Origin of the sequence: Rodentibacter mrazii (genome assembly GCF_001998825.1) — a bacterium.
Taxonomy (GTDB): Bacteria; Pseudomonadota; Gammaproteobacteria; order Enterobacterales; family Pasteurellaceae; genus Rodentibacter; species Rodentibacter mrazii.
Genome location: NZ_MLHG01000026.1, coordinates 86727 through 99795, shown reverse-complemented (window position 1 = coordinate 99795; position 13069 = coordinate 86727). Strand labels below are relative to the sequence as shown.

Annotated in this window: 11 protein-coding genes; 3 read left to right on the top strand and 8 right to left on the bottom strand. The window is 38.1% G+C overall.

From position 1 onward, the window contains the following. Positions 1-60 precede the first annotated feature (60 nt). Genes BKK47_RS05220 through BKK47_RS05210 form a run of 3 tightly spaced genes read right to left on the bottom strand, consistent with a single transcriptional unit; the run spans position 61 to position 1422 of the window. A complete protein-coding gene (locus BKK47_RS05220; RefSeq protein WP_077493842.1) occupies positions 61-525 on the bottom strand; it encodes an outer membrane lipoprotein in 465 nt (154 codons plus the stop codon). A 26-nt stretch (positions 526-551) separates the two neighbouring features. Next, positions 552-851 (bottom strand): hypothetical protein, encoded by a 300-nt coding sequence (locus BKK47_RS05215; RefSeq protein ID WP_077493841.1) that lies wholly within the window; start codon positions 849-851, stop codon positions 552-554. Positions 852-855: 4 nt separating this feature from the next. Continuing rightward, positions 856-1422 (bottom strand): VOC family protein, encoded by a 567-nt coding sequence (locus tag BKK47_RS05210; RefSeq protein WP_077493840.1) that lies wholly within the window; start codon positions 1420-1422, stop codon positions 856-858. A gap of 79 nt (positions 1423-1501) precedes the next feature. On the opposite strand from BKK47_RS05210, the gene argS reads away from it, so the two are divergent. Further along, complete coding sequence (gene argS, locus BKK47_RS05205) at positions 1502-3235, top strand: arginine--tRNA ligase (protein ID WP_077493839.1); 1734 nt, start codon at positions 1502-1504, stop codon at positions 3233-3235. A 38-nt stretch (positions 3236-3273) separates the two neighbouring features. On the opposite strand, the gene BKK47_RS05200 is transcribed toward argS, so the two are convergent. The 5 genes from BKK47_RS05200 to proQ form a co-directional block, all read right to left on the bottom strand. Then, positions 3274-3900 carry an MBL fold metallo-hydrolase gene (locus tag BKK47_RS05200; RefSeq protein WP_077493838.1) on the bottom strand — a complete coding sequence of 209 codons (627 nt, stop codon included), beginning with the start codon at positions 3898-3900 and terminating at the stop codon, positions 3274-3276. A 54-nt stretch (positions 3901-3954) separates the two neighbouring features. After that, the gene (gene mepK / locus BKK47_RS05195) at positions 3955-4515 is read right to left on the bottom strand and encodes a peptidoglycan L,D-endopeptidase MepK (RefSeq protein WP_077493837.1); all 561 of its coding nucleotides are present in this window, start codon (positions 4513-4515) and stop codon (positions 3955-3957) included. Positions 4516-4589: 74 nt separating this feature from the next. Continuing rightward, on the bottom strand, positions 4590-6053 hold the full coding sequence (locus BKK47_RS05190; protein WP_077493836.1) for a L,D-transpeptidase family protein: 1464 nt from the start codon (positions 6051-6053) through the stop codon (positions 4590-4592). A 62-nt stretch (positions 6054-6115) separates the two neighbouring features. After that, a complete protein-coding gene (gene prc, locus BKK47_RS05185; RefSeq protein ID WP_077493835.1) occupies positions 6116-8191 on the bottom strand; it encodes a carboxy terminal-processing peptidase in 2076 nt (691 codons plus the stop codon). 33 nt (positions 8192-8224) lie between these two features. Further along, entirely contained in the window at positions 8225-8872 is a 648-nt protein-coding gene (gene proQ, locus BKK47_RS05180; RefSeq protein WP_077493834.1) for an RNA chaperone ProQ, read from the bottom strand. A gap of 210 nt (positions 8873-9082) precedes the next feature. Here proQ and BKK47_RS05175 point away from each other — a divergent pair, with 210 nt between their 5' ends. Further along, on the top strand, positions 9083-10348 hold the full coding sequence (locus BKK47_RS05175; RefSeq protein ID WP_077493833.1) for a paraquat-inducible protein A: 1266 nt from the start codon (positions 9083-9085) through the stop codon (positions 10346-10348). Then, the gene (locus tag BKK47_RS05170) at positions 10323-13004 is read left to right on the top strand and encodes a PqiB family protein (protein ID WP_077493832.1); all 2682 of its coding nucleotides are present in this window, start codon (positions 10323-10325) and stop codon (positions 13002-13004) included. The genes BKK47_RS05175 and BKK47_RS05170 overlap by 26 nt, the downstream gene beginning before the upstream one ends. The last annotated feature ends 65 nt before the right edge of the window (positions 13005-13069 follow it).

The window sequence follows — 13069 nt, the reverse complement described above, 5'->3', positions numbered from 1 at the left end:
TTTAGTTAAAAATAAAAAAAGCGAACATAGTGTTCGCTTTTTTTATTAGTATAAAATCCATTAGTTGATTACAGAAACATTGAGTGACGAACCGCCTACAATTTGCACACGCTTACCGGCAACAAATTTAGGATCAGCCTTTTGTACTACAACAATGCTTTTTCCATCATCTTTTTTAATTACAAGTTCCGCACCATTAACTTGGCTCGCTTTTTCTTCAATCTTGCTACCTGCCATAGCACCGGCAATCGCACCTACCGCTGTTGCGATAGCTTGACCACGACCGCCACCGATCGCATTACCCGCAACACCACCAAGTACACCACCACCGACAGTACCGATTACACCCTGATTATCAGCTTGAATTTTTACCGGACGGACAGAAACTAACGTGCCATAACTAACTGAACGTGCTTCCTTTGCCTGATCGGCAGAGTAAACATCACCACTAAAAATATCGGTATTCGCACAACCTGTGATACCAAATGTAACAGCAACTACTAATGCCACTACCATTTTTTTCATAATTAATCAACCTTATAATTTATAAATTAAATTGGATTCCTTGGTGACCAAGTAGAAATATTTTTTAAGCCGTTGCCATTATCAGATACTTTTACACAAGCTCCAACAACCAAAGTTGAATCATACGCGTGGGTAACAGTTTCTGTTTCCCCTTCCGCTTTGTAAGAACAATTATTTTTACGAACAGTCAATTGAAGGTTTTCACCTTTCATTTCACTAAAAATTACTTGACCTTTATATGCGCTTTCATCTTTTGGGTTATTTGATGAACAGGCGGCTAAACCTAAGCTTAATAAAACTGCCAATGCTAAAGTCACTTTTTTCATTGTGCTAAACCTCGAGTATTTTTTTAATAGAGTAAGGGTGAACTTTAATACAAGTATAATTTTCGCTTTTATCAACGAAACCAACCGCAATAGAAGGATTTGATAACCGTTCTCCCTCTGCCTTAGGTTCACTCACCTTTGTTGTTAATTTAGGTAATCGTTGCCATAAAAATTGCTTATTAATTCGCTCTACCCACGCTTCTGTTGATTCATCTGCGAGGAAAGGAACAACAATCTCAATATGCTCCCAAGTTTCTTGAGGATATTGTTTATTCTTAGGAAACGGTAATTCAATAACATCAACAAATTGCCCTGCAAAGGCAAACGGCTTTTCTAATTGAATTAAATAGATAGACCGTCCATTAATGATATTATCGGATAAAATTCTACCGCACTTTACTAAATGTGTCAGCCAGTTTTTTGCTTTTTGTTCACTATTTGCCCGCAAAGCAATATGATCGATTTCATAATCAGATAAATTAATTGCCATCATATTCGCAAGCTCTTGAATTTTTCTCTCAAAATCCTCTAATTCCTTCTCAAGCATGAGCAGATTTTCGTTTAATTTCATATTCTCCCTTTGAGAAATCAATAAAGAACGCTATCATAATCCATTATTTCTAATATTCAATTTAAACACAGGAAAAACCGTGAATATTCAATCTATTTTATCAAATAAAATTAAACAAGCGATGATGTCAGCCGGTGCCGATGAATCTTGTGATGCACTTGTGCGCCAGTCAGGAAAACCTCAATTTGGAGACTATCAGGCAAACGGCATTATGGCTGCCGCAAAAAAACTGAATTTATCCCCGCGTGAATTTGCACAAGGCGTATTAGCACATGCCGATCTTTCCGATATTGCGGAAAAATTAGAAATTGCCGGTCCCGGTTTTATTAATATTTTCTTAAATTCCAACTGGATTACAGAGCAGGTTTCTCACACACTTAGCCAACCAAATTTAGGCATCCAAACTGCGGATAAACAAACTGTTGTAATTGACTATTCTTCACCGAATGTGGCAAAAGAAATGCATGTAGGTCATTTACGTTCAACTATTATTGGCGATGCCGTAGCCCGTACGCTTGAATTCCAAGGACATAAGGTTATTCGTGCCAACCACGTGGGCGACTGGGGAACTCAGTTTGGTATGTTGATTGCTTATCTTGAAAAAATGCAAAATGAACACGCAAGCGAAATGGAATTACAAGATTTAGAAACATTCTATCGAGAAGCTAAAAAACACTATGATGAAGATGAAAAATTCGCTGAAAAAGCCCGCAATTATGTGGTGAAATTACAAAGTGGTGATGAATATTGCCGTTCTATGTGGAAACGGTTAGTGGACATCACAATGCAACAGAATCAGCATAATTATGATCGTCTGAATGTCACATTAACAGAAAAAGATGTAATGGGTGAAAGTCTTTATAATCCAATGTTACCCGGCATTGTCGAAGATTTAAAAAAACAAGGTCTGGCAGTAGAAGACGATGGCGCGCTTGTCGTATATTTAGAGGAATTCAAAAATAAAGAAGGCGAGCCAATGGGGGTCATCGTACAAAAAAAAGACGGAGGTTTCCTTTACACAACGACCGATATTGCCGCAGCGAAATATCGTTATGAGACATTGAAAGCCGATCGGGCATTAGTATTTTCTGACACGCGCCAAAGCCAACATATGCAGCAAGCGTGGCTGATTACCCGCAAAGCAGGCTATGTACCTGACAGTTTTTCATTAGAGCATAAAAATTTCGGAATGATGCTAGGTAAAGATGGTAAGCCATTCAAAACCCGTACAGGTGGAACGGTGAAATTAGCAGATTTATTAGATGAAGCAATTGATCGGGCGACAATATTAATTAACGAAAAAAGCAATAATTTGTCTAATGACGAAAAAGCAGCCGTTGCCGAAGCGGTGGGAATTGGTTCGGTGAAATATGCGGATCTTTCCAAAAACCGTACTACAGATTATGTATTCGATTGGGATAATATGCTCAGTTTTGACGGTAATACTGCGCCTTATATGCAATATGCCTACACGCGTATTCGTTCAATCTTCAACAAAACTCAGGTGAATTTGACCGCACTTTACAACGCTCCGTTAACGCTAATTGATGAAAAAGAACGTTCCCTTGCTATCAAGCTTTTACAATTTGAAGAAGCTGTGCAAACCGTTGGTAGAGAAGGCATACCGCATATCCTTTGTGGTTATTTATATGAATTAGCCGGCGTATTTTCTTCGTTCTACGAACACTGCCCAATTCTAAATTCGGAAGATGAAACGATTAAGTTAAGCCGTTTAAAACTGGCTTTATTAACGGAAAAAACCTTAAAACAAGGGTTAGATTTGCTAGGTATTAAAACCGTTGAAAAAATGTAGTTATGTCAAATAAAGGCACGAAAATGTGCCTTTATTTTTTACGTTAAGAAAGGATTAGTGGCTTTTTCACGTTGAATAGTGGTATAAGGACCATGACCGGCAATAATGATCATATCATCATGAAGCTTAAATAATTTCTCACGGATAGAAGAAATAAGCTGCTCATGGCTCCCTTGAGGAAAATCTGTTCTTCCTACACTTCCCTGAAACAATACATCACCGGTAAAAGCGACTTTTTTCTCCTGTTCAATGAATCCAACATGGCCGGGAGTATGACCAGGTAGGTGCAAAATATCAAATTGAAAATCCCCAATATTAACCACATCTCCCTCATTCAACCAACGATCTGGTAAAAACGGTTTAATATTCGGTAAACCAAAACGCTCAGCCTGATCCGGCAGACTATCGAATAGAAACCGATCATTTTCTTGCGAGCCCCAAATTTCTACATTAAAGTGTTGTTTAATCCGTTCGGCTGCACCAACATGATCTAAATGGGCATGGGTCAGTAAAATTGCTTTTAAATTTACTCCAAATTTTTCAATTTGCTGAATTAGTTTTTCCGCTTCTCCTCCCGGATCAACAATAGCGGCATTTTTCTCATCATCCCAAATTAAACTACAATTTTGTTGAAAAGGTGTAACGGGAATAATCTCTATATTCATTTTTTTCCTCATAAACAAAAACCGCACCAAAGTGCGGTCAATTTTTCAATACTTTTATACACCCCGCCAAGTTCTTACCGGGCCAGTATCGACATGGATAAAATTACTACGCGGATAAAATCCTACCCCACCGTTATTCAGTTTTTCTGCCGTCTGTTTGATTTTCACTAATGATGTACCATCAATACGAAAATCCACCGCCTGACCTTTTACATGATAGCTATTACTTGCAACTCCGCGGCTTTGGCGATGACGCATTGCATTGGTAGCCGGTGATCTATAACCACAAATAATCTGAATTTCAGCGGTTTGTAGCCCTAAATTACTTTGAATACGATAAAGTTTCAGAAATAAGTTCGGATCCATCCTATGAATTTGGTTTGTTCGTTTATCCCGCATAAAATGATCAAGCTTTTTCAGCATTGATGTTGAAAATCCACCCTTTGGTGAAAATACGCCACTTAGACGTTCTCCGGTATTAACATTTCGAAGTGCCAAAATACGGGGTTTAGCAGTAGAAACCATTGCTAGAACCGTATTAGGTACAATACTTGCCCCCAATACGATACCGCCTAGAGATAGCCATTTACGTCGGCTTTGATTAATTTTACTCATTACTTTCTCTTATTTCATTATTTCGTTTTTCGACTTATAAAGATAAGTCTTAGTTCACTCAAGTGCGGTCAATATTACAAATATTTTTTTACGATATTCCAGTTAATCTCACTATTACCAATGACATTATCATATTTGTAAATATCCGGTAGTACCTTGGTTTGACCGTTTTCAACCCACGCCGTGACATAATACAAGAAAACAGGATTATCCGATCGAATATTGGCTGAAGTCGTTTTCTTACTTGCCAAAACACTTTGTTTACGATTATCCGACCAACCGGCTTCTTTTAATAAAATATCGGCAAGTTGGGAGGATTTTTCCACACGGACACATCCTGAACTTAACGCCCGATCTTTACGCGAGAAAAGACTGCGATTCGGCGTATCATGTAAATAAATAGCATCCGAGCTCGGCATATTAAACTTATAATTACCTAATGCGCTATCCCCCGGTGCTTGTCGAATACGATAAGGAAAATTTTTACCGACTTTATTCCAATCAATGGAATAAGGATCAACACTATTTCCTTTACTATCAAGAATACTATAACCATGCGCAGCCGCATAACCGGGATCCCGTCTCAATTTCGGTACAATATCTTCATTAACCAAACGTGGAGGTGCATTCCATGGTGGATTCACAACTACATTACTTAATTTACTATACATGACCGGTGTACGGCGTTGATCTTTTCCAACAATAACACGGGATTCCAACATCAATTGTCCATCACGATAATATTGTAACTGATAGCTTGGAATATTCACGAAAATACCATTGTGAAAATCAGGGATTACCCGCAAACGCTGTGCATTAATCGCTAATTTTTTGCCTGTCGGCGTTAAGCCCGAACCTGATATCATTGACGATAAAGCTTGAATAGTTTGTCGATAATGTGAATTATCAGTAGATAAACCTTCCACATAAGTTAAAAGGTCATTATTTTTAACCGCACTTAACCATTGCTGAATTTGCTCATCACTTGGTGCCTGTGGCTTGTATGAATTAGAAGCATACAGCCAACGTTGCGCCTGCTGGCTCACGTTTTTACTGTAATACATATAGTCTAAAAACGCGTCAGTCAAAAGTACATCATACGTTAGGTTACCGTTCTGCTCTACTTGACTTAAACTCTCCAAAGACTTAGCCGAACGTTTGGAAATACCACTCGCAACCATAGCGGCATATTCCCGCAAAAATTGTTTTTCCGCAGATTTATCTTGCCACAATAAATCATATTTATTATCCGCATAAAGTTTTGCAAGAATAGGTTTAAACTGTAAACTTTGCTCACCGATTTCATGGGTAAGAGACATCTCAAGCATAGCTTGCTTTTCAGCGGCCAAACGAGCTTGATCCTCTTTGATTTCAGCCTCTAATTTAGCCCGTTCTTCAGGGGAAAGTTTAGACATATCAAGCGTCGATGGATGAGGAGATGAAACCGTATCTTTAGCCCAATCCGCCAACGCACAACCTGATACCATCATTGATAATGATAAGACCAGTGCGCTCAACTTAACCATACCTTTTGACATAAGCGTTCCTTTAAAGATTTATAAAACAGACCGCACTTTATTCAAAGAGCGGTCAAAATTTATTATTTTTTTATTACTACTTTATTTGATTCTTGTTGAATATGTGTACTTAGTTTTTCTTGTTTTAAACTCAATTTCACCAAATCCGCCGCCATTTTTTCAGCTTCTTTTAGGAAGAAATCCGGTGCTTCATAATCCTTTGGCAAAGCATCAATATTTTTTAACAATTTCTTCCCTTCGCGTTTAAAACGATCATTGATATTTTTCAAACGTCTCACATCATCACTATCATTTTCGGCTTTACGTTCTTGATAATTTAAAGACATAAATTTGCGATCACGGCGTTCATCACGAATTTTTAATTCTTCATTCAACGCAATAAACTCAGGTTCTTTCTCAATACGAACTTGGTGTTTTTTCTCTAATTCTGAAATATATTGGCGAACATTGCCCGTTTCCGAATAAGTAGATGCCGGAATTTTATCCCAAGGCAGTGCATTATCCTCTTTTTCTTCACCATATTCTTTCGCATCAATAATTTCAGGGAACTGAATATCCGCAGAAACGCCTTTCAGCTGCGTGGATCCACCATTAATACGGTAAAATTTTTGGATAGTATATTGCAAAATACCTAAAGGAGTTTGAGCTAAGTCATAAACAAAATTCAATGAACGGCTTTGCTGCACAGTTCCTTTACCGAAAGTATTTTGTCCAATAATAATACCGCGATTGTAATCTTGCATTGCAGCAGCAAAAATTTCTGAAGCTGAAGCACTAAAACGGTTAATCATGACTAATAACGGGCCTTTATATTGTTCTGCACGATCATCATCTTCGTGTATGCGGATGCGTTGGTAAGCATCGCGCACTTGCACCACCGGTCCATCAGTAATGAATAATCCGCTTAATGCTACTGCTTCTGTCAAAGCACCGCCACCGTTTTCACGTAAATCGACAATCAAACCTTTAACGTGTTTTTTCTCAGCCTGAACCAATAATTTTTTTACATCTTCCGTTAAGCCGATATAGAAACTTGGAATTTTAATTATCCCGATATTTTCCCCTTCTACTTTCTCAACAGTTAATTTAGCAGCCTGATCTTCAATACGCACTTTGTCACGCACTAAAGTGATAATACGTGATTTTCCCCCTTTGGCAGGTTCAATCTCAAGACGAACTTTTGTGCCTTTTTTACCTTTAATTTTGTCAACAATATCTTCCAGACGCCAACCGACTATATCCTCAATTTCACCTTTTTCCTGTCCGACCCCAATAATTTTATCGCCCGCTTTTAATTTTTTGCTACGTTCCGCCGGTGCGCCGGGAACAAGAGATTTAATGCTGGTTTCATCATCCTCTGATTGCAACGTCGCGCCGATCCCCTCTAACGAAAGATTCATACTTTCGTTAAAACTTTTTGCGGTACGTGGTGAGAGATAACTGGTATGCGGATCAATTTCACGTGCAAAAGCATTTAAATACGTCTGCACAATATCATCTGCTTTTGTTTGTGTTAAACGACGAATCGCTAAGTTATAGCGTTTTGCCAATTTGTTTTTAATTTCCCGCCATTTTTTACCTTTTAGTTTTAAATTGATCACATCATTTTTTACACGTTCTTCCCAAAGTCGGTTTGCCTCTTCTTCCGTTTTAGGAAAATTCGCTTTTTCACGATCAATTTCAATCTGATCTTTACCGTTTAAATTCGGTTCTTTATCTAATAATGAAAGCGCATAGACATAACGCTCATAACGGCGTTTCATCATTAAGTCATAAATTGCAAAGGCAGCTGAAAGATCACCTTGGTTTAACTGATCATCCAACAGGGCGCCATATTTTTGGCGTAATTCATCTATATCCGATTGTAGAAAAGTATTCCGACTATAATCCAAACTTTTGATATAACGATCAAAGATCTTCTCGGAAAAAGCATCATCAAGTTGAAATTTTCGATAATGAGACTGCGTTAAGCGCGTTGTCGCACGTTTTGCCGCCAGCTGATTTTCTTCCGTCGCAGAAGGAATTTGAATATCGCTTAACTTCAACTTAGATTCGACAGCAAACCCCAAATTAGAGTGAAGGAACAATGCACTTAATATAGCAGTAGCTAAAATACTTTTGGTCATTATCAATTTCATTTAATCTTTCCCGATAAAATATCAATATTGCGATTATGCGAATAAACGATCAGCCACAATATTCATTACTAAGCCGTTCTCAAGTTCTACGCGAGCCGAATCTTTTAACACTTCAACAATGATACCTTTCTTAGCTCGATCACCCACTTTCACTTTAACAACAGAACCTTTAGAAAGTGTAGATAAATCAACCGCACTTAACTCAACCTTTGGCTTAGGTTTACGTGGCGACTTCACATTATTTTGACGACGCGGTTGGCGTTTTTGTTGCACTTTTTTTGCTGCTAATTCCGCTTTGCGTTTCTCAGCAAATTTTGCTTTTGCTTCAGCAAGTTGCTCTGCCGCATGAGCAACATGTTCAGCGTCCAACACACCCGCCGGATTACCATATAAATCAACACGTTCAGCCCCTTCACGACAGCCGTGTAAATAACGCCAGTTGGATGTATATTGGCGAAGAGCATGACGTAACTGTGTTTTACTTACCCTGTCATCCTCTTTTAGTGCTTCAGCTAAATCTTGGAATAAACCGATTTTTAGCGGTTTTGCCTCACCTTCTAAAATAAAGCAAAGTGGAAATTTTTCTGCTAAATAAGCAATAATTTCCTTATTGTTCGTCAATTTTTGTAGATTTGATGAAGTTTCTTCAGTTTGCTGAACATCAAGTTGAGAATCTGTCATTGTTTGTCCTAGGATTGAAATAAAAAACTTACATAGTTTATCGCACTTTTATAAGAATTGACAATGTCCCAAGTAAGTTTGGGAATTAAGTTGTTTGCTACTCTATCAATTTTAATAAACGTTTGTTCATTTAAACTTCACAAACCAAGAGGAATAAGGATAAAATACTCAATCTTTTTTGACCGCACTTTATATAACAAAAGCATTATTATGACGACTACACCGAATTTTGCGAATATTCATAATAAAATCGCTCGTTGCAGTGAATGCGATAAAGTCGTCTCAGTACCTTATCCTTTGTCTCAAAATGAGCATGCTGAATGCCCTCGCTGTCATCATACATTAAGCACGACAAATCGTTGGTCACTACATCGCTGCGCGATGATTGCGCTGTCAATTCTTATTCTAATGCCCTTTGCTTTGAAATTTCCTCTGTTAAGCATTGATCTGCTCGGTGTAAAAGTTGATGCTTCTGTATGGGAAGGAATTTGGAAAATGGCAACTGCAGGCTATCAATACACGGCTTTTCTAGTATTTATTTGTGCAGTATTAATGCCGATTTCTTTTGCAATTTTGGTTTTAATGCTATGGTTTGCTAAATTACTTAATATTCGGCCACGTAATGTTTTACTTTTTTTAAGCTATATTAAGCCTTGGGTGATGTTTGATGTCTATCTCGTGGCACTAGGCGTATCAATGTTTAAGGTGCGCGAATATGCCACATTGGAAATTGATGTCTATTTATTGGCATTTATATTTACGGCGCTTTTAACTACTCTATTATTTATCAAGATTAATTTAAATGAATTATGGGACGAATTTTATCCTGAACATACACAAATGCCCTCACCAATGGAAGAGAAAATTGAATTGTGTACCGCCTGCAACTATTCGTTCCCTCATTCAGACATAAAACATATAAATCATCATGATGTTTGTCCTCGTTGTGATTCACGCTTAGATCTTCCCGAAGCAATAAAATTACAGCGTACTTGGGCAACCTTAATCGCCGGTATTATTATGCTTTTTCCGGCAAACTTATTACCGATATCCGGTGTTTATCTGACCGGAGTTTTAACCGAAGATACATTGATGTCCGGTGTAATTTCATTCATTGAAATGAAAAGCTATTTTGTCGCCTTCGTCGTATTTTTTGCCAGTATTTTTGTGCCAATTAGTAAAATTTTTATTATGCTATATTTGCTTGCCTGTGTGCACTTCAAATGGCGACACTCTATTAAATGGCAAATGCACTTGTTACATATCGTGCATTTTATCGGACGTTGGTCCATGCTCGATTTATTCGTTCTTGCGTTAATGATGTCACTTGTCACGCGAGGACAAATTATTAATTTTACAGTGGGACCGGCAGCTTTTTACTTTGGTGCAGCTGTCTTTCTCACAATGATTTCAACCTCACAATTCGATAGCCGACTTATTTGGAAAATTTATGACCGAAAAACAACAACCGAATAATGAACATTCAACGAATCATACTACAAATGTTGATTCGCAATATAAAACGATTCAGACCGTTTTACGCAAAAACCGAAAAGTGTCTCCCTTTTGGTTGTTACCGTTTATTGCCCTTTGTATCGGAGCAATTCTTTTCTTCCAAATTATTGAAGAACAAGGTAAAACAATCAAAATTACTTTTACAAATGGATCCGGCTTAGTCGCTGATAAAACACCGATTCGCTATCAAGGGCTACAAATCGGTGTCGTCAAGAAGGTAAACTTTACCGATAATATGCAAAAAGTCGAAGTAATTGCCAATATCTACCCTGAAGCGACCGGTGTACTGCGTGAAAATACAAAATTCTGGATTGTACAACCAAGCGTCTCACTTGCCGGTATTTCAGGCTTGGACTCTCTTGTTTCAGGAAACTACATTACGCTACAACCGGGAGATGGCGACACTGAAGATCAATTTATAGCTCAAGAAAAAGGTCCTATCGCTCAAGTTTCCCCCGGTGATTTATTAATTCATTTAGTTGCTGACGACTTAGGCTCAATTTCTATCGGTTCTTCCGTCTATTTCAAAAAATTACCCGTTGGTAAAATTTATGATTACCGTTTCAATGAAAATAATAAAGTCGAAATTGATGTTGTCATTGACAAAGAATATACGCATTTTGTGAAAAAAGATTCTCGCTTTTGGAACATTAGTGGTGTAACGGCAAATATTAGCCCTGCCGGTTTAAACTTTAGTATGGAAAGCGTCAATGCTGTTGTACAAGGTGCCGTTTCTTTCGATTCCCCTGCCAACAGTGAAAACGCAACCGAAAATACAACCTATACACTTTATGCAAATTTACGAGACGCTAAACGTGGTATTGAAGTCAGTATTACTCTGCCAAATGTTGCCGGCTTGGAAACAGGCCGTACAGATGTATATTTTCAAGATCACAAAGTCGGCATACTCTCAGCGCTTACTATTGATGAAAATAATGAAGATATTCTAAAAGGGACATTACTCATTGATCCGAACCAAGCAAATCTATTGAAAACCAATACTCATATTGTTTTTCGCAATAAAAAACCGAGTTTAGGTGATTTGGCAAACCCCCAGCGTTTTTTCCGAGGCGATTATTTTGAGATCATTCCGGGTGATGGAACAGAAAAATTGCAATTTGATGTTATTAAGGAAAACGAATTACTCTTGAACGCGCCAAATACCCTAGTAATTACACTCACAGCACCGGAAAGCTACGGTGTATCGGAGGGTCAATCCGTTTATTACAACAATATTGCAATCGGTGAAATTGTTAAACAAAAAATTAATGTAGAAGGCGTAGAATACCAAGTCGCCATTGCTTCCTCATATCGGAATTTAATTAACCCAAATACGCTTTTTGTCGCCGCCTCAAACTTTGATGTAAATTTAGGTATAGACGGTGTTCGTTTTGAATCGGCCCATCCGGAAAAATGGCTACAAGGGGGGATTCGCATTATTGCGAAAAAAGGTTTGGGCGATGCACTCAAAACGTATCCGCTTTACAAAGATACACAAAATGCAGAATCCGGTATTACTGGAAATTTAGTCGAACCCGATATTACATTGAAAACTTCAACTTTACCAAGCATTAGTAAGGGATCTCTCGTCCTGTATCGTCAATATGAAGTCGGTAAAATTACCAATATTCAACCTCAAACAAACCATTTTAATATTGATGTTTATATTTATCCGCCGTACAAACATTTATTAACGGATAGAAGCATCTTTTGGGTGGAAAGTGCAGCACAGGTTGATATTACGCCAAAAGGTATCAGCATTCAGGCGACACCGATTGCACGCTCATTAAAAGGGGCAATTAGTTTTGATAACACCGGAGCAGGAAAAAATAAGATCTTATACCCTAACGAATTACGAGCGAAATCTTCAGGAAAAATCATTACCCTTACCACTGATGATGCTACCAATCTAAGTAAAGGTATGAGCCTACGCTATTTAGGATTATCTATTGGTGAAGTTGAAAGTGTAACATTAGATGCCAAATCACGTAAGATCACGGCAAAAGCATTTATTAATCCAAACTATATGGAAATCATTGCAAAAGAGGGCTCGACCTTTAAAATCATTTCTCCGCAAATTTCCGCCGGTGCTATCGAAAACCTAGATAGCCTTTTACAACCCTATATTGATGTGGAAGTAGGAAGTGGGAAAATGAAAACACAATTTAACCTTTCACAAACCACAGCAAGCCGTAATAAATACAGCCAAGGTATGCCATTTATTCTTGAAACCAATGATGCAATGAATTTAACGGAAGGCTCACCGGTGCTTTATCGTGGTGTTGAGGTTGGAACGATACGTAAATTTGACTTAAACAGTCTAGGTGACCGTGTTCTAATCCATATTATCATCGCACCAAAATACCAACATCTTGTGCGTAAAAATTCTGAATTCTGGGTTTCATCCGGCTATGATTTCACGCTAGGCTGGCAAGGTGCTAAATTTAATACCGGTAGTGTCCAACAATTACTCAAAGGCGGAATTTCATTCTCCACACCATCGAGTACCGTCATTCAACCACAAGCACCGGCAAATCAGCGTTTCTTATTACAAATTAAACGTCCAAGTGAGGCTCATAGTTGGAATTCCGGCACGCTTCCTAAGCAAGAAAATTGATAATATATTGACCGCACTTTTATTCGCCTTTGATTGCGATTGATATATTACGAATAAATCGGACA

Bases quoted from the DNA above. Each gene is read 5' to 3' on its own strand.
- BKK47_RS05170 (WP_077493832.1), top strand. From the start codon at position 10,323: ATGACCGAAAAACAACAACCGAATAATGAACATTCAACGAATCATACT.
- BKK47_RS05220 (WP_077493842.1), bottom strand. From the start codon at position 525: ATGAAAAAAATGGTAGTGGCATTAGTAGTTGCTGTTACATTTGGTATC.
- BKK47_RS05215 (WP_077493841.1), bottom strand. From the start codon at position 851: ATGAAAAAAGTGACTTTAGCATTGGCAGTTTTATTAAGCTTAGGTTTA.
- BKK47_RS05200 (WP_077493838.1), bottom strand. From the start codon at position 3,900: ATGAATATAGAGATTATTCCCGTTACACCTTTTCAACAAAATTGTAGT.
- mepK (WP_077493837.1), bottom strand. From the start codon at position 4,515: ATGAGTAAAATTAATCAAAGCCGACGTAAATGGCTATCTCTAGGCGGT.
- BKK47_RS05210 (WP_077493840.1), bottom strand. From the start codon at position 1,422: ATGAAATTAAACGAAAATCTGCTCATGCTTGAGAAGGAATTAGAGGAT.
- proQ (WP_077493834.1), bottom strand. From the start codon at position 8,872: ATGACAGATTCTCAACTTGATGTTCAGCAAACTGAAGAAACTTCATCA.
- prc (WP_077493835.1), bottom strand. From the start codon at position 8,191: ATGAAATTGATAATGACCAAAAGTATTTTAGCTACTGCTATATTAAGT.
- BKK47_RS05175 (WP_077493833.1), top strand. From the start codon at position 9,083: ATGACGACTACACCGAATTTTGCGAATATTCATAATAAAATCGCTCGT.
- BKK47_RS05190 (WP_077493836.1), bottom strand. From the start codon at position 6,053: ATGTCAAAAGGTATGGTTAAGTTGAGCGCACTGGTCTTATCATTATCA.